This is a genomic window from Leptospira fletcheri (genome assembly GCF_004769195.1).
Lineage (GTDB): Bacteria > Spirochaetota > Leptospiria > Leptospirales > Leptospiraceae > Leptospira_B > Leptospira_B fletcheri.
This window is the reverse complement of the sequence record NZ_RQET01000004.1, coordinates 304,896-321,709: the sequence shown is the minus strand read 5'-3', so window position 1 is coordinate 321,709 and position 16,814 is coordinate 304,896. Positions and strand designations below refer to the sequence as shown.

At 46.3% G+C, this 16,814-nt stretch carries 16 protein-coding genes and 1 tRNA gene; 9 read left to right on the top strand and 8 right to left on the bottom strand.

The annotated features are described in order from the left end of the window. Positions 1-27: 27 nt before the first annotated feature. The gene (locus EHO60_RS04875; RefSeq protein WP_135767039.1) at positions 28-669 is read right to left on the bottom strand and encodes a TetR/AcrR family transcriptional regulator; all 642 of its coding nucleotides are present in this window, start codon (positions 667-669) and stop codon (positions 28-30) included. A gap of 126 nt (positions 670-795) precedes the next feature. Here EHO60_RS04875 and EHO60_RS04870 point away from each other — a divergent pair, with 126 nt between their 5' ends. Together EHO60_RS04870 and EHO60_RS04865 are read left to right on the top strand one after the other, a co-directional pair. Then, complete coding sequence (locus EHO60_RS04870) at positions 796-1,221, top strand: ABA4-like family protein (protein WP_135767038.1); 426 nt, start codon at positions 796-798, stop codon at positions 1,219-1,221. Next, positions 1,208-2,020: a hypothetical protein gene (locus EHO60_RS04865; protein ID WP_135767037.1), complete on the top strand. Its 813-nt coding sequence runs from the start codon at positions 1,208-1,210 to the stop codon at positions 2,018-2,020. Before EHO60_RS04870 ends, EHO60_RS04865 begins: the two co-directional genes overlap by 14 nt. 14 nt (positions 2,021-2,034) lie before the next feature. Here the strand turns inward: EHO60_RS04865 and EHO60_RS04860 are convergent, their stop codons facing one another. Both EHO60_RS04860 and EHO60_RS04855 read right to left on the bottom strand, forming a co-directional pair. Next, on the bottom strand, positions 2,035-2,373 hold the full coding sequence (locus EHO60_RS04860; protein WP_135767036.1) for a hypothetical protein: 339 nt from the start codon (positions 2,371-2,373) through the stop codon (positions 2,035-2,037). 3 nt (positions 2,374-2,376) lie between these two features. Beyond that, positions 2,377-3,930 carry a carboxypeptidase M32 gene (locus tag EHO60_RS04855; RefSeq protein WP_342775987.1) on the bottom strand — a complete coding sequence of 518 codons (1,554 nt, stop codon included), beginning with the start codon at positions 3,928-3,930 and terminating at the stop codon, positions 2,377-2,379. A gap of 36 nt (positions 3,931-3,966) precedes the next feature. On the opposite strand from EHO60_RS04855, the gene EHO60_RS04850 reads away from it, so the two are divergent. Further along, positions 3,967-4,038: transfer RNA gene (locus EHO60_RS04850), tRNA-Gly, on the top strand. Between the two features lie 36 nt (positions 4,039-4,074). On the opposite strand, the gene EHO60_RS04845 is transcribed toward EHO60_RS04850, so the two are convergent. Both EHO60_RS04845 and EHO60_RS04840 read right to left on the bottom strand, forming a co-directional pair. Beyond that, positions 4,075-5,334 carry a glycosyltransferase family 39 protein gene (locus tag EHO60_RS04845; RefSeq protein WP_135767035.1) on the bottom strand — a complete coding sequence of 420 codons (1,260 nt, stop codon included), beginning with the start codon at positions 5,332-5,334 and terminating at the stop codon, positions 4,075-4,077. Between the two features lie 11 nt (positions 5,335-5,345). Then, positions 5,346-7,142 (bottom strand): monovalent cation:proton antiporter-2 (CPA2) family protein, encoded by a 1,797-nt coding sequence (locus tag EHO60_RS04840; protein WP_135767034.1) that lies wholly within the window; start codon positions 7,140-7,142, stop codon positions 5,346-5,348. A 221-nt stretch (positions 7,143-7,363) separates the two neighbouring features. Between EHO60_RS04840 and EHO60_RS04835 the strand changes: the two genes are divergently transcribed. The 4 genes from EHO60_RS04835 (at position 7,364) to EHO60_RS04820 (ending at position 10,183) form a co-directional block, all read left to right on the top strand. Further along, the gene (locus EHO60_RS04835; RefSeq protein WP_135767033.1) at positions 7,364-8,716 is read left to right on the top strand and encodes a porin; all 1,353 of its coding nucleotides are present in this window, start codon (positions 7,364-7,366) and stop codon (positions 8,714-8,716) included. A 97-nt stretch (positions 8,717-8,813) separates the two neighbouring features. Further along, positions 8,814-9,299: a glutathione peroxidase gene (locus EHO60_RS04830; protein WP_135767032.1), complete on the top strand. Its 486-nt coding sequence runs from the start codon at positions 8,814-8,816 to the stop codon at positions 9,297-9,299. Beyond that, positions 9,296-9,745: a MarR family winged helix-turn-helix transcriptional regulator gene (locus EHO60_RS04825; protein ID WP_246028141.1), complete on the top strand. Its 450-nt coding sequence runs from the start codon at positions 9,296-9,298 to the stop codon at positions 9,743-9,745. Before EHO60_RS04830 ends, EHO60_RS04825 begins: the two co-directional genes overlap by 4 nt. Positions 9,746-9,817: 72 nt before the next feature. Continuing rightward, a complete protein-coding gene (locus tag EHO60_RS04820) occupies positions 9,818-10,183 on the top strand; it encodes an LIC13410 family lipoprotein (RefSeq protein WP_135767030.1) in 366 nt (121 codons plus the stop codon). Between the two features lie 52 nt (positions 10,184-10,235). On the opposite strand, the gene EHO60_RS04815 is transcribed toward EHO60_RS04820, so the two are convergent. After that, on the bottom strand, positions 10,236-11,024 hold the full coding sequence (locus EHO60_RS04815) for an LIC13411 family adhesin (RefSeq protein WP_135767029.1): 789 nt from the start codon (positions 11,022-11,024) through the stop codon (positions 10,236-10,238). Between the two features lie 177 nt (positions 11,025-11,201). On the opposite strand from EHO60_RS04815, the gene EHO60_RS04810 reads away from it, so the two are divergent. Then, a complete protein-coding gene (locus EHO60_RS04810) occupies positions 11,202-13,622 on the top strand; it encodes a 1-acyl-sn-glycerol-3-phosphate acyltransferase (RefSeq protein ID WP_135767028.1) in 2,421 nt (806 codons plus the stop codon). Between the two features lie 5 nt (positions 13,623-13,627). Here EHO60_RS04810 and purT read toward each other — a convergent pair whose 3' ends face one another. Together purT and EHO60_RS04800 are read right to left on the bottom strand one after the other, a co-directional pair. Continuing rightward, positions 13,628-14,791 (bottom strand): formate-dependent phosphoribosylglycinamide formyltransferase, encoded by a 1,164-nt coding sequence (gene purT / locus EHO60_RS04805; protein WP_135767027.1) that lies wholly within the window; start codon positions 14,789-14,791, stop codon positions 13,628-13,630. Between the two features lie 66 nt (positions 14,792-14,857). Beyond that, positions 14,858-15,793, bottom strand: coding sequence for a glycosyl hydrolase family 18 protein (locus EHO60_RS04800; RefSeq protein ID WP_135767026.1), 936 nt, complete (start codon positions 15,791-15,793; stop codon positions 14,858-14,860). Positions 15,794-15,910: 117 nt separating this feature from the next. On the opposite strand from EHO60_RS04800, the gene EHO60_RS04795 reads away from it, so the two are divergent. Then, entirely contained in the window at positions 15,911-16,807 is an 897-nt protein-coding gene (locus tag EHO60_RS04795) for a fructosamine kinase family protein (RefSeq protein WP_135767025.1), read from the top strand. The last annotated feature ends 7 nt before the right edge of the window (positions 16,808-16,814 follow it).

The window sequence follows — 16,814 nt, the reverse complement described above, 5'->3', positions numbered from 1 at the left end:
TAGGTCGAAACCGTTTTCCGGCCCGGTTTATTTCCTTTTTTTGATTCCGTTTACGAAGAGTCGGACCATCGTTTTGGCCATTTCCTTTGCGTTCCCTCTGTCGATTCCTAAAGTAAAGACGAGCTGGCTCTCGTTGACGAGAGTGGAAAAGCCGTGGACGATGGACCAGGCAGCAGTGGCAAGTTCCTCGGGACTAAAATCGGAAACTCCTTTTTCCTTGCAAGCCAGGACGGTTTCCCAGAGACGAAGGAAGGATTGTTTACCGGCTTCCTGCAATTCTAATAGATCGTCTTTCGGACCTAGATCCGTATGCCACATGGCCCGATAATATCCCGGGTTTTCCACGCAAAACGAAACGTAAGCGATTCCGATTTTTTCCAGTCGATCCAAAGGGTCGTCGGGTCTCGCTTCCGCTTCCGCTTTTAAAAACGCATCGGTAATTCCTATAAAACCATCCTTTGAAATTTCCGCCAAGAGATCCCGGTGCGAAGGAAAATGTCTGTATGCAGCGGCGTGACTTACCCCTGCTTCTCGGGCGATTTCTCTGATCGTGAACGCGGAATCCTTGCTTTCTTCCAACCTTTTGAGGGCCAAAAGTTTCAAAGTTTCGGCCAAATTTCCGTGGTGGTAGGTCTTTGCCGGTTTGGCGCTTTTTTTTCGAGCCGTCATAAGATTTTCCAAAAAATATGTTGACGATGGTAACATATAGTGTTACCATATGTAACATTACTGGCCCCTATCGTTTGCAAGGCAAGTCTTTAGCGCTAGGGTTTTCTGGAAAAAAGGGAGTATGCAGTGACGCCTGAATTGCTTTTTACGATATCGAACCGCTTCGCTTTAGTCGGCTGGATTTTACTGGCGTTCTTTCCGAACCTTAAGATCACCCGAATTTTGGTTCGAAACGGAATTTGGTCCGCCATTTTATCGGTCGGGTATTTGTTGATCCTTGGCACGCATTTGGGCGCCGAAGGCGGTTTTCAATCTCTGTCGGGTGTATCGACCCTCTTTTCGAATCCTTGGATTCTTTTGGGCGGATGGGTACATTACCTCGCTTTCGATTTGTTTTTGGGAGTTTGGGAATCGAAGGAGACAGAAGCCATCGGGCTTTCCAGATGGGTTTTGATTCCTTGTCTGTTTTTGACGCTCATGTTTGGACCTATCGGTTTTCTTATTTTTTTCGTTATACGACTAGTTAAAGGAGGCATTCATGTCGGCATATAGCGCACCGTTTTCGGTTTTCGAGGAATCGGGAGGATTTCTTAACGATTTAAGAACTCGCCGTCCGATCTCTTTTTTCGGAGGGCTGATCGCCATACTGGTTTTACCGGCGTATCTAGTTCTAATGGCGTTCGACGAAAGAACCGTTTTGGGAATCAATCCCTGGATTAAACCGGCTAAGTTCGCGATATCGATTTGGATCTTCAACTGGACGATGGGATGGATTTTGGATCGATTGAGCAGCGAATATTCGAAATTCAGAGACAAAGCGGAACTGTATTTTGTGGTCGCGATGGTCGTAGAATTAAGTTTGATCACTCTACAAGCCGCTCGCGGAGTATCTTCCCACTTCAACCAATCCACACCGTTTGACGGAATCGTATACGGGATCATGGGCTTATTCATCTTTCCGGTGATTCCCGTGGCGATTCTAATCGATAGGAAATTTGCCAAGCCGATCACGGGATTGGATGACCGGATCGTACTTTCTATCAGAATGTCTTTATGGATATTCGTCTTTGCATCTCTTGCCGGATCCTATATGACCGCGATCAACGCGCATTCGGTGGGAGTTCCCGACGGAGGAGAAGGAATTCCCTTATTGAACTGGAGCAGGCAAGGCGGAGATGTTCGGATCGCTCATTTTCTAGGAATCCATTCCCTACAGATTCTTCCGATTTTCGCGGGGTTTGCGGCGCGTAAAAATTTGAGTCGTACTAGTGTGCTCGTAGTAAGTTTGATTCTTGCGTCTTTGACCGTGGCTTTGTTCGTAAATGCTCTGCTCGGCAGACCTTTATACTAGGAAGGAAATCCGGTTTATTTTCTTTCCGTCCCGTAATAAAATTTTCCCTGCTTGCGGATCAGGTTGCGGGTCAGCAATCCCTCCGCAATGATGAGCAGCCCTTGGGCTGCACTTCTTTTTTTCTCCTCTGGTGCGTCCTGTTCTTTTGCCATCAGTTCGTGTACAAAAGCTCTTCTTTTCGGCTCCAAAACTCCTAACATGGATCCGCATACTTTTTTGTCTCCGATCAGAAACGCGAGAGCGAGGGTCTGAGGCGGGGTTTCGTTGCACAAATAATACAACGCCAGATTATCGAAAAAGGATAGTTCTTCGAAGGATTTTACTGTTTGTTCTTCGTTTTCTTCTCGGCTCACGGATTACTCCTGTTCGTTGATCTTAGTGGAAAGATATGCTACTAGATATTTGGCGTTCGGTTTTTCACCGGTAGCTTGTTCTATGATTTCTTCCGCCCTCCATCTCTTTCCTTTGGAATGTACGTTCTTTCGGAGCCAATCCAAAAGAGTCGCTGTTTTGCCGACTTTTAAGTCCGACGGGAACTCCGGATGTTTAGAGAGAAAGGAAGCATACAATTGTGCGCCGTAGATATTCCCCAAAGTGTATGTCGGAAAATATCCGAAGGCTCCTCCGCTCCAGTGGACGTCCTGCAAGTAACCGCGACTATCGTCCGGAACATCCACGTTCAAAAGATCCTTCATTCCGACTTTCCAAGAGTGGCTTAGGTCTTTTAAACTTAATTCTTTTCTAAATAAGGCTCTTTCCAAATGAAATCTGAGTATGATATGTAGGTTGTAAGTGATCTGGTCCGCTTCGACACGAATCAAGGAAGGTTTAGCCCTGTTGACGAAAGAATAGAGTTTTTGAAGAGGCAATTCCTTTTCGGACAAGCCTATGGAAGTTAAAAAGGATGGATATACCGCCTCCCAAAATTCCCTAGATCTTCCGATTTGATTTTCCCAGAGTCTACTTTGTGATTCGTGCATCCCTAAGGATGCAGAATCTTTCAGCGGAGAATAGGCGCCCGGGATGGAGGAGATTCCGGCTTCATAAAGCGCATGTCCCGTCTCGTGGAGCACGGAAAAAACGGAAGATAAAGGATCCGTTTCGTCATAACGCGTGGTGATTCGCTTGTCGAACGTTCCTATGGAAGTGGAAAAAGGATGGGCGCTGGAGTCCAATCTAAAACTGTTTTTCGGCAACCCCAGAAGCTCGGGCAACTTTAGATTAAACGGTTGTTGGGAACTTTCGGGAAAGGTGCCTCGGAAGGGTGCCGGAAAATCCTTAGCCTTAGCGACTAAGGGAACGAGGGATTTTCTAAGATCTTCGAATAAAATTTCCAAAGACGCGGCGGTGGCTCCGGGTTCGTATTCCTCGAGCAGACAATCGTAAGGTTCCGTTTCATAACCCAGATAATCGGTTTTTTGAAATACGAGTTCGATCAGATCGCTCAGAACGGGCAAAAACAGGTCCGAGTCGTTTTTTCTTCGCGCTTCCATCCAGACAGAATGCGCTCGGCTTGCAGTACGGGAAAATTTTTCCACCCATTGCGTGGGTAGGGCAGCGGCTCGGTTTCTGTCTTTGGTCAGGATTTCCATCTCGCGGGTTCTCGTTTCGTTGCCCGGAAGCTCGGAGTTGCCGTTTTCTTCGATCGCTTCTTCGATAAGTGTGCGAAAGAATTCTCCGGTGAAAGCGTCGTGCGTTATTCCGGATAACAATCCGATTTGTTCCCCTCTTTCCGTTTGTCCCGCGGCCGGAAGAGTGACCTCCATGTCCCAATGCAGTAGACTGAGGATATTTCTTAGATGGCTGATGCGTTCGAATTCTTTTCGATATGAATGAAACTTCGGGAGTTCTTTCTCCCAATTTTGCACTTCCGATTCCCACATACAAAAATCACTCTTTTCGATTGACATCCTCCTCTCCAACAAAAAACTATCCTTAAATTCGTCGCGGGCATGGTGTAATGGCTAGCACCGTAGCCTTCCAAGCTTCTAGTGAGGGTTCGAGTCCCTCTGCCCGCAATTCCTTTCCTTTCGAAATTTCCCTCGAACGAAATCTTATAAAAAGAATTTTAAAGCGTGATCTCCGCTTAGGAACTGTAGATCCTTCCAATCCCAAACTCTTTCCGGAAATTCGTCCACATTTCGGGGGCTTCGGTTCCATAGGGTCGGGCCCAAATCCACGGACGCACGAAGGTGAAAAACCACGCTTAAGATGCACGTCGCCACCCAAATCGATCGGAACCAGCTTCTTGTCGGCATCGACTTCGAAAAATCAGGCGATCCTTTGGCTGCGAACCAAAGAAAGAACGGTAGGATTTCCGTCAGTAATCTCGGGCCGACGGAATGACCTCCCCACCACATATCGAAACTGGAAATTAAGAAAAGATGCGTTACGATGCAGGAAAGGAATAGCCAAGAAAGGCTCGAGTCCTTTTGTCCTCTCATCTTTAACATCCCGATCACGGAAAAAAATAAAAAAGGAGACCAAATAAATAAACCTCGGTTCGGACTAATCAAAATCCCCGCGAGCCCTTGCCCGAACGTTTCGAATTTAAAAACCCGATCGATGTGATGGGAAAAATATACGGGAAACAAACTTCCGTACAAGTTTAGGTTGAACATCAGATAGGCCGCGAACAAGGGTATGGCAGGTAAAAGAATCCAGTTAGCGCGAAGCCTTCGCTTTACCAAGAAAAACAGAAAAACCGGGCCGGAAACCAAAAGAGTCGTGGGTCTCACCCAAACACCGAGTCCGCAAACGAGTCCCACCCATATCATCGTTCGTATATCGTATCTTCCGCGTACTAAAAGGAAGAAAAGGGCGCTATTCAGTAGAAGTGCTCCGCTCTGTTGCCACAACGCTCTGCCTCCGGTGGAAAGAGCTGGGGTAGCGAATGCGAATAGCAATGAAAAGAGAAGGGCTTTGGACTGACCGAGTTTTTCCCGAAAACCCAAAAATACGAATAGAGCGGCGATTCCCATCCAGGCGGCTGCGACGAATTTTCCCGCTTCTAAGGAATGATTGAGGATTTCTTTAGATCCATTGATCTGTGTCATCAGAAACAACTGCGGAAGGGCAAGCAAGGAGACTCCGATCGGAAAAATATTATAGGATTTCCCGTCGATATGGACCAATCCATAACCGCCGAATTCCTTCTGCAATTCGGGGTATTCGTCCAGATTTATATTTCCCTGCAATAGGATACTCATTCCAGTAGGAACGTTCCAGATCGCGTCTGATCGGGGAACCACCGGTAAAACGACGTTGATTAAAAATACCAGAAAGAATAAGGAAAGGCCAAAACGATTTTTCATATATAGAATGATCAGGAAGCCGCTTCTTTTTCTAGCCTATCCGCGGCAAAGGATTCTTCTAATTGTTTTACGGCGTTCTTGGAAAAAGCGATCAATTCCTTTTCGTCGTGTTTAACTTTGTACTGGCCCATCAGCATTTCCTCGTCGTACGCGCGGAATTTTTCGAGGATACGCTCCACTTCGGAGGGCAAAAAGCCCAATTCCATCAAGGCTTCCCCTCCGATTTCCAGAGAAGAAGCGAATGTGTCCCTGCGAATGTTGCGGATTCCTAAATCCAACAGTTTAAAATAATGCGCCCTGTTTCTTGCCCTCGCGATAATCTGCAGCTTCGGAAAATGTGCCTTTACTAATTCCGCGATTTTAACTGAGAGATCCATATCTTGTACCGCTAGGATCAATATGTCCGCTTGTTCGGCTCCGGCGGAGATTAATAAGTCCAGTCTACTCGCATCTCCGAAATAAATCTTATATCCGAATTTCCGTGCCACATTCACCTGCTCTGCGTTGTGCTCCAATGCGGTGAATCCTATCCGATGAACATAGAGCATGCGACCGATGATTTGTCCCACCCTTCCGAAGCCGGCGATGATGACCCGATTTCTTTCCTCGATCACGTCCGGAGGAGTTTCCTCTTCGTTACGAAAGAAAGGGTCGAAAATTTTTTCCTTTAAGATCGTAAAAAAAGGAGTCAATAACATGGAAACCGTGACGACGACGATGGAATATTCGGAAATCTGTTTTTCTAATATTCCTAATTGAGCGGAAACGTTTAAAATTACGAAAGCGAATTCCCCTCCTTGCGAAATATTAAAGGATAAATTCGCGGCGGATTCCGAGCTCAGTCGATTGACCCTTCCGATTATAAAGAGAATCAATCCTTTCACGAGCATCAATCCTATGGAAATTCCCAATACGAACCAAGGATTCAGTTTCAGAACGTCTAGATTCATCGACATTCCTACGGCTAAAAAGAACAATCCTAAGAGAAGTCCTTTGAAGGGCTCCAGATTGGCTTCCAGTTCGTGTCGGTATTCGGAATCCGCCAATAACACTCCGCCTAAAAAGGATCCCAAAGCCATAGAGAGCCCGACTTGCTCCATAATCAAAGCTACGCCAAGTACGAGTAGCAGAGAAAGTGCCACGAAAATTTCGTGATTTCCCGAAGAAGCTATGATTCGGAACAGAGGTCTCGTAAGAAATCTGCCTCCGAGGATGACCAAAAGTATGGCGAATAATGCCAGAGCGAATTTCGTAAAATCGAAACCGGGATGTTGACCCGTTCCGCCACCGGACGCCGCCAACGGTAGGATTGCCATGATCGGAATTACGGCAAGGTCCTGGAACAATAGGATGGCAAATGCGGATCTGCCTGTCGTAGTGTTTAATTGGTTTTTTTCCGCAAGAGATTGGAGTGCAAAAGCCGTGGAAGAAAGAGAAAAACTAACACCGAGCAATGCGGCGGCGATCCACTCTATGGAAAAGATCCAGTGGATCAGATATGTCAGCACCACGGAAGATAAAACGACTTGAGTCAGACCCATTCCGAAGATGGGTTTTCTCAGAATCCATAGGGTCTGGGGCCGAAGTTCTAATCCGATTAGAAAAAGAAGAAGGACCACTCCGAATTCCGCGAAGTGCAGGATTTCGGTTCCGCCTGTCACTAAGCGAATTCCGTAGGGACCGATCAGGATTCCGCCGGCGACATAGCCGATGATCGAGCCGATTCCGACTTTTTTAAATAAGGGAACGCACAGGACGGCGGTCGTTAAGAGAATGATTGCGGTGATCAGGATGCTTTGCTGTTCCATTTAAAAATCCTCTTCGTTACGGTCCGATCTTAGCGATTTCACCTTAAGCGTTTCGCTCGTGCGAATTTTCCGCTCGGAATCCCGTTTCAAAGACCCCGACTCAACTGATAAAAAAGTCGGATGCTAATTTTTCAACGTTTAATGTTAAGTTTTTGTTAGGATTCCGCCCGTTTAGAAAAATAAATAGACTTTCGCCGTCCGAAAATAGAGTACTCAAACAGATGATTGCCCGTTTTAAATATCATTTTCGGAATCGAGAATTTCTGCCGCTGATTCATTTTTATCTCATCTTAGGCCTTCTCGGATTCTTCTTTCTGAATCTTCCTATCCGTTCCGATGAGAATCGAAGCGTCGACGGGAAAATAAAAACAGAGGAGGAAGTCGAAAAGGAAGCGCACGTGGAAAACGAAGGAAAATCGGAATCCGCGGCAAAAGGAACACCGAAAACGGCGGTGACAATAAAAGAAAATACCGTACTTCCACAATCGGTTCAGCCTGCCTACGTCGCACCTTTGCCTATTAAGATAGGGTTCTTTGTGGATAGTTATTACAACGCGGATTTTAACCGGCCTAACTCTAAGGAAGCGGCCTATACGACTCAGGCGACTCGAACCAATGAATTCAATATCAATCTCGCTCATCTGGACGCCCAAGTGGAGACCGAAAAATTTAGAAGCCGCTTTGCCGTTCAATTCGGTACTTCAGTCGCAGCAAACTATGTTGGAGAAGGAACGACCGGAAAGACAAGCAACGAATTCAGTGTCCGAAATATGCAGGAGGCGTACGGAGGTATCAAGCTCGGAAAATCCACCTGGTTGGATATGGGGATTTACTTCGGACACATTGGTTACGAGTCGTGGATTTCCCACGATAACTTCGTGTATACCAGATCCTTAGCCTTGGATAACGTTCCTTATTACGTTTCCGGCGCTAGGTTGAGCGGGAGAATAACCAACAAAGTCTCTTATCAATTGCATTTGGACAACGGTTACCAAGTCGTTACGGATAATAATAAGGATGTTTCCGGCGGATTCCGTTTGGAATGGACTCCGACTCAGCATTGGATGTTTCGATGGAACACCTTTATGGGAAACGAACAACCGACTCAGATTCCGAAGGAAGTTCGGTATTACAATAATTTTATCGCGGAATGGAAACCCTCCGAGACTCTGACCGTCGCATCTTCTTTCGACGTCGGTTATCAAAAAAGAGCGGATGATATGAAGCTGATCTATCTTTCTTCGGGTCCCACTTATATGGAAGGAAATAGTAAGGCTTATAGGCAGCAGTATGCGGGAAATCTCTGGATCGGATATCGTTTTCTTCCGGAATGGAGAATCGGACTGAGATTCGAAAGATACGCCGACAGGGAACAGATGATCGTTCAAACGGGAACCAAGCACGGGTTTCAGACTGGGGGAGGGACGGCCACTCTGGACTATATTCCTAATGACGCCGTTTTGGTTCGTTTTACCTATCAGTACCGCCATTCCATGGATCCCGTCTATCCGAGGGAGGCTGCGTCCTCCAAGTTGGATAGGCAATTTATTTTTTCCCTCTCAATTAAAATCTAATCCCATAATGCGATTTTTTTATAAATTCGGGCAAAAATAGATTGTAAGAAATTAAATTGTATGCAATTTAATTATTCATCGGGAGATTATTCTATCCATGGCACAAAATCTATATGAACTTACGGCGACCCTGAATAACGGGCAGGAAAAGAAACTCGGGGATTATCAAGGCAAGGTGCTTTTGATCGTCAATACGGCGAGTCAGTGCGGGTTTACGCCTCAATATAAAGGACTTCAGGCTATGTACGACAAGTATAAGGGCGAAGGCTTGGAAATATTGGGTTTTCCCTGCGATCAATTCGGTCATCAAGAGCCGGGAAACGATTCGGAAATTCAGAATTTTTGCGAGATGAATTTCGGAGTTCGGTTTCCGCTTTTTAAAAAGATAGAAGTAAACGGCGAAGGCGCCCATCCCGTTTTCAAATATTTGAAACACGAGGCTCCGGGTTTTCTGAGTACTTCGATAAAATGGAATTTTACCAAATTTCTGGTAGACAAACAAGGAAAAGTGATCAAGCGTTTTGCACCGATGACTCCTCCGGAAAAAATCGACCAACAGATTCAGGATCTTTTGAAAAAGTGAAGGAAGATCTCTTAAGTCTAGATCGGCAAATTTGTTTTCCGCTCTACGCACTGTCCAGAGTGGTTACGGCTCTATACCGTCCCATTCTGGACGAGTTCGATTTGACTTATCCTCAATATCTCGTATTGCTTGTGCTTTGGGAAAAAGACGGCATCCCTCTAAAAGAGATAGGGGATAAGTTATTGCTCGATTCCGGCACCCTGACCCCTCTTCTGAAAAAGATGGAATCCCAGAAATTTCTGACCCGGGAAAGATCCGAAGAGGACGAACGGTCTTTGGTCGTAAAGTTGACTACAAAGGGAAGAAACTTCAAAAAGAAAGCCGAGTGCATTCCGGAACGTCTGTTTGCCGATTCGGGTCTTACTCAGGAAAAAGTCGATCGATTGAAGCGGGCGTTGGACGATCTTTTGGTGCGACTCGCACCCAAGTTAGGAAATTCCGCGTGACAAATCCGTTCCTCGATCAAGAATAGATCCGCTTTTAATCCGCCTCAGAAGATGGCATAAAAGGAGTGAGGGATGAAAAAAATTTTTTCTGCGATCCTACTGGTTTCCGCGACTTTATTTTTTGGGACTTGTTCTTCGGAAGAGAAGAAGAGCGAGCCGGCTTATCAACCGAATTCGGATATTCGAGTTGTGGAAGCGAATATGATCAAGCAAGGGGATAAGAGACTGAAAGCCGAAGCGCTATTGGGAACTCCCACCGTGGAGGAAAACACCCAGGACGGCTCCTTGTTGGAATGGTATCTCGAGTCCACCACTTATCAAAAGAATTCCTATAAGACTCTCGCCGATAAGCCTTCTAAGATTTCCCCCGATACGAAATTCATTCGGGTGGTCGTGGACAAAAAAGGCGTCATTACGAAATACGAATATAAACTTTGATATTTCCTTAAGATTTCGAATTATAAGAAGGCCGCGCATTCCGCGGCTTTTTTTATTCTATATCATCCTCTAAAAGATCCAATCCGGTAAAACCGAGAATAAAATCCAAAAATTCCGCTACATTAAAACCGATTCTTATTCCGTATCGAAGACCCAAATATACTTCGATTTGGTATAAAAACGCCAAGGGATAATCGTCTTTGTTTTCGGGGTTTTGGGCCAGATAGGCCTGTAACGCGTCGTTTCTTTTGTCCGGATCCAAGCTCTGGACGTATTTTCTAAAGAAGGCTTCTTTCTTTTTTCTCCTTCTCTCGTCTACAGGTATATTATAAAATTGCAAATAACGAAGCGAGTAACTCTTGGCTTTTTGGCGCTCTTCCAAAGCGTCCATTTCGGAGTCCGTGCCTTCTTGGCTTTCGGTGTCTGGCAACTCCGGAAAAATCAGTCCGGAATTTTCTCTCGGGCCGGAATCCGTTTTTCCGTTCGGATTCGTATCGGAAGATGGTCCTGATACGGTAAAGTTTTTGGATGGGAGAGAGTGGAATTTATCGCTTCCTAGAATCCCGAAGATGAGTTGTTGAGAACGATAGCTTCCGAAACTTCCTCCGCGGAGTCCGTAGCCGATTCCCAAATCCCTTTTTCCCGGCGCACTCTCGCCGCCTTGAAAAACGAAACCTCCGGCCAAGGGACCCAATCGAACTCCCACGCCATAGCCGGGATTTTCCACTCCGAAAGTAAATACGTCCTGCAAATCATTCTTTCTATGGGACCAATATGTGGCACAATCCGTGAAAAGAAGCGCGCAAATGAATGTCGGAATCAATCTAACTAGGATTCGCATGGAAGGAAATGTCGAAAGAAAAGCGGTCTTTCTTTTTTCGACTACGATTTTCTAACTAAACTCGGCGGAGAGTCCGGAAAGGCAACCTGAAAACTCGGAATCGATTTATTGGTTTTCTTGTTTCGCTCGGAAAGGAAACTATGCATTTCATCAGAAAGAGAAATTACGGAATATTAGATGAACGATGAAGAAATTCTGGAGATCCGTTATCCGAACGTGGCGATTTTCGGGGGAGGACCCATGGGGGTCCAACTGTCTACGATGGTTTCCTCCAAGGCGGATCGAGTCTTCTTATGGTACGGAGATAGAAAAAAGGTCGAGAGAATACAGAAGGATCGTTCCGTGGAACTTTTGGACGAGAACGTCCCCCTTCCGGAAAATGTCACTCCCGTCTATGATACGGATTTCCTGACTGAAGGCCATTGGATCATCATCTCTGCCGTTCCCTCCAGGTTACAGGAGAACGTGATCGATCGCATTTGTTCCTCTCTTTCCTTATCGGAAAATCACGTCATATTATCTTTTACCAAGGGTCTTGTTTCCTCTTCTACGAGAAGAAAGACCGGAAGCGTGACTTTTTCCGATTACGTCACTCATGTGAAGGAAAAGATCGGAAAACCCGACATAGAATACGCTGCAGTGGCCGGGCCGAATCTTTTAACGGAGATGATTAAAAACCAACACAGTTTTTTTTCGGTGGCGTCTACGGGAAAAAAAGCCTCCTCCATTGTGGAAGATCTTTTTTCGGGTGGGAGAAACCACACGAAGACATACGAAGACATACGCGCTCTCGAAGTTGTCGGGGTCCTCAAGAATCCGGTTGCAATCGCCTGCGGTATCGCTAGCGGCATTCCAGAATGCGGAAGCAATTTCGAAGGAGAACTGATTCGCCTCGGATTTTCCGAAATTTTGGATCTACTGAGATCTATGGAATTGTCGACCCAATCCGCAATGGAGTTCGGACTTGCGGATCTGATTTCTACGTCCACTTCCCGCGTCAGCAGAAACCGTGCGTATGGACAAAGATTCGTTCGTAAACTGATCTCGGGCGAAGATGAACCGAACCTACTGGAACGGCTGGAATTATTCTTTAATCCGAAGGAATTCATTCAGCGGGAAATGAGCCAAAGCGAATCGCATGTGGAAGGAGCTTACGCTCTTTCCACAATTCTAGATATAGCTCAAGAAAAAGACCTCTCTTTACCGTTGTTCACTACTTTATTCGAAATTCTGACCAGAAAAGTATCCCCAACCCAGATCATCCGTTTCGTTTCCAAATCTACGAGCAATGAGATCCGGACGATCTCCAAATTCGCCGCCAAGCGTTCCGGGTTATCTCTGGCATCCGGAAAGGAATTCCAATCCGCATTGAGACGCAGGATTTTAAGACATATCAATTCGCAACCGGGGATGGCGGATCGTATTTTAAAGCAGGCGGGATTGCAGATCAAATCCTTGGAAAAAAGATACGAAGAAGCCGTGGAAAACAAATCCGCAACGGATCTCGCTTTGCTTCCCAGAGAAATTCAACTTTGGAAAGAAGCGGATCAGGCGTATGAAACTAGAAATGCGCGCGACCTCGAAAAAATCGTGGAGTTTTATGTGTCCGAAATCGCGGACGATTATAGACCTTTCTTTCGGGAATCCTTGATCCATCTAGTGGCGCCTACGAGATTCGCGATCGGCGGATTTAAACCGGGCGGTGGTTTGCCGAAAATCGGAGGCTGCGTCAAAGAGGTAAAATCCCTCGCATCTCGCTACGATATTCTATACACCCCGACTCATCGTTCCCATTTGGATTCCATAGAAGTCGCGTTCGGATTGAGATGGTTGGGCTTGCCCGTTCCTAGATACGCGGCCGATAAAAAGGTCATGGGTACACCGGGCTTGGCGCGTGTGCTCAAATCTCTCGGAGCATACATGGTGGATAGGAAGAGAAATCGAAATCTTCTTTATCTGGATTGTCTTACCCAATATTCGACCATGATGCTGGAGGCGGGAATTCCCACTCTCGTTTATCCCGAAGGTACGAGATCTAGAACGGGCGGAATCATCCCGATCAAAACAGGAATTCTTTCCACTTCGGTGGACGCGTTTAAGAGGACCGGGAGCGAAGTGATCGTGGTCCCCATAGTTCTTTCCTACGAGAACGTACCGGAAGATACGGAGTTTGCCGGGAGCGAAGAGCATCTTTCGTTTAAGGATTTTCTTTTTAAAAGGACAGAAGTTTACATGGATCTTTGCGAGCCGATTCCCGTCTCCAGATACATCCATGAGGATGACCCGACCCTGTCGATATCGCTCGAAATCACTCGATCCTGGCAGGCACACCATCGCATTCTGCCGAACCAATTGATCGCAAAGTTGATCGTCCAAGAAGGCGGGGAAGTCGCGATCAAGGACCTACGTTCTCTGGTCTCGGAAGTCATTCTTTCTAGAAAAGGGAATTACTTGACCAGAGAAGTGGACGAGATCGTGAACCGCGGAACGAAAGTACTGAAGTCCCGCGGATTCATTTCCGTAGAGAAGGATATCGTCAAAACCGAGAGAGCGGCACTATTGGAATATTACGGAAATATGGTGCCGGATCCCACGTAAACTTCTTAATCCACCTTGATTTTGGAAGCGATCAGAGTGGCCCGCTTTCGAAGAGAGGAGAGCGACTCTTCCTTGCTCGAATAGGATAGGGCCACTCCCATTCTTCTGTATTTTCTTGTGATCGGTTTCCCGAAGATTCTCAGATCGGATTCGGGCATTTCCGCAACGATGTCTAGGCCGCTTACGATCGGAGCTTTTCCGTCCGATTCCGAAAGAACAACGGCGCTTGCGCCTCTGCGAACGAGGACGATTTCCGGAATCGGAAGTCCCAACACCGCACGCAAATGCAGTTCGAATTCGTTGAAATTCTGGGTCCCTGCAAGAGTAACCATTCCGGTATCGTGCGGCCTAGGAGAAAGTTCGGAAAAATACACATCATCTTTGGTCAAAAAGAATTCGACTCCCCAAATTCCGGAACCTCCGAGTTCCTTCGTGACTTTGGCGGACATTTCTTGGGCGATTTTCAATTGTCGATCCGAAACCTCGGCAGGTTGCCAGCTTTCCTGATAATCTCCCCGTTCTTGGCGATGACCGATGGGAGGGCAAAACAAAGTCTTCCCCGATTTTTGAGTGACCGTGAGAAGGGTGATTTCGGATTCGAAGCGAATAAATTCCTCGACGATGATTTCCGAGGCTCTGGTTCTCCCTTTCGTTTGGGAGGCGGTCCATGCGGATTCTATCTCGCCTTCGTTCCAAATTACGGATTGTCCTTTTCCGGAAGAAGACATCAGAGGTTTGACTACGCAAGGGATGCCCAACGTTTTCGTCGCTTGCTTGAGTTCCTCTAAACTGGATGCGTAAGAGAACTTAGCCGTTTTTAAGCCTAACGTCTCCGCTGCCAGGTCCCGAATCGATTTTCGGTTCATCGTAAAATTAGCGGCCTTTGCACTGGGAACTACATGGATTCCTTTTTTTTCGTAATCGTAAAATCGTTCCGTGCGTATGGCTTCTATTTCCGGGACGATGATATCCGGATTATGCTTCTCCACGACCCTATCCAGAGCGGTTCCGTCCAACATGTCTATAATCTCTCTTTCATGGGACACTTGCATAGCGGGGGCATTGTCGTAGCTGTCCACCGCGACAATGTGTTGGCCTAACCTTTGAGCGGCTATGGCGAATTCCTTTCCGAGTTCGCCGGAACCGAGAAGAAGTATTTTCTTTTTCATAGTTTGAGGAAAGGATTTCCGGGAGGCAGGGAGGATGGGAAGAAAAAACCGCCCTGCAGTTAAGAATTAAAAACCTAAACGCCAATACGCCAATCCTCTGATTCCGAATTCACGGACGAGTATCGTCCAGTCCGTCTCATCCACGATCAGACTGGAAAACTCGGATCCGTTTTCGAGAATGTGAATTCCGTCTTTCTTTCGACCGAACTCCGCCATTTTACGGGAAGAGGATTTTCGAGTAATGATGTCCGGCTTTTTCCGTTCCGTCTTCCAGGAATAACCGTAGAGAGGGATTCCAAGCCAGATCTGCTCTGGAGAATAGCTCTTAACCAGGAGCGTTAAATTTTCCTTTGTCCAAGACAACCCCGTCACGGGACCCGGTTTCGTTTTTGGGGAATGCAAGTCGTAGGACATCAAAACCACCTCGTCTGCTAAATCGATCCGGGAAATTTCCGAATGAAATCCCGAAGGTTCGTGGGAAAATCCGATCTGAGGAAAGAGAGCGATCGTAAGCTTTCTATTTTCCGTACGAAAGGCGGGAAGAAGCTCTTTAAGCAGGATTTTGAAATCATTTGCGGAGGAAGAAGGCAATCCCTCCAAATCCAAATGGATCCCCGAGTACTTCGGGTATTTCTTGAAAAAGCCGACTAGGCTTCCGAGAAGTGCCTTTCTCTGGTGTTCCGATTTCAAAAGGCGAATTCCCTCGGTTTTAGAGGAAAAAGCAAACATAGGGATCCATCGAACTCCTTTTGCGATTCCGGAGTCTAATAGATAAGCCGGTATTTCAATCCAAGTGATCTTTCCGTCTTTTCCGATCTTCCCTCCTGTAAAGCAGATTGTTACATTTTGCTGAAATTTACTCTGCCAATCGAAATCGCTCTTTTTTAGGTCGCCACCGATCGCATAGTACCACACATGCGGGTGAGGTTCTGCGGCCAGGAGACATAGAAAAAAAAGGAAGATGAGAAATATACGAGCACAAGTAAAAGAAAAGCGTCTCATTTCTTCGTCCTGTAATATTAAGGAAACCTATTCGGGATTTTTCTTCAATCCTGATTGTTCGTCCTCCGATTTTAATTAGAGGGACCCGAATGAACGAATCGGGAAGGATACGAACCGATGGCTCTCACGAATACTCGAAATGAGGAGTTGATCCGAGACGGATTGGAAAGACTGGGCCTACTTTCCCCTACTAAAAAGGTGGAAGTGGCCTTTCACTCTTCCAGTCTTTTCGAACTATATGCCGTTAGTTTTCGGGACGGGTCGAGAGTGGCTGTCAAAGTCATTCCTAAAAAGGAAATGGCGGAAACCGAAGCGGAAGGGCTGGAACAGCTTTGTCGTCTAGGAGTTCGGGTGCCGGAGTGTTTTGGCACCGTGGACCTAGGAAAGGTTTCCTTACTGGCTATGGAATTCATAGAGGTCGGCTCCGGAGCAGGATTTCGAGAAGATCTGATCGCAAGCTTAAAAAACCTCTATCGTAGGGAATTCGGTTCCTGGGGATGGAAACGGGACAATTTCGTCGGATCCCTTCCGCAGAAAAATGGGTGGTTTTCCAACTTCGATGAATTCTTCTGGCAGGTCCGTTTAAAGCCTCAATTGGATTTGGCCCAAGGTAGAAAACTTCTCACCGAAAAAGACATCAACTCCGTTCGTAACGTTTTTGAAAAATTCTCGATCGAGTGGGGATTTAATAGGGTTCAACCTAGATTGATTCACGGAGACCTTTGGTCTGGAAATATTTTGCAAGGAAGGAACGGACATGCTTATCTGATCGATCCCTCCGTCTCGTATTCTCATCCGGAACAGGATTTGGCCATGCTTCAACTTTTCGGTAGTCCTTTGAATTTGGAAGAGATGCAGGACATCTTATCCACATCGGGTTTGGACGATCCGGGAAATCTGAAGGATAGAATTCAATTTTGGCAAATCTATCCGATTCTAGTCCATATAAATCTTTTCGGAGCTTCCTATTTAACTAGCCTTCGACATATTCTTCGTTACTACGGGGCAAATTAATAGTTTT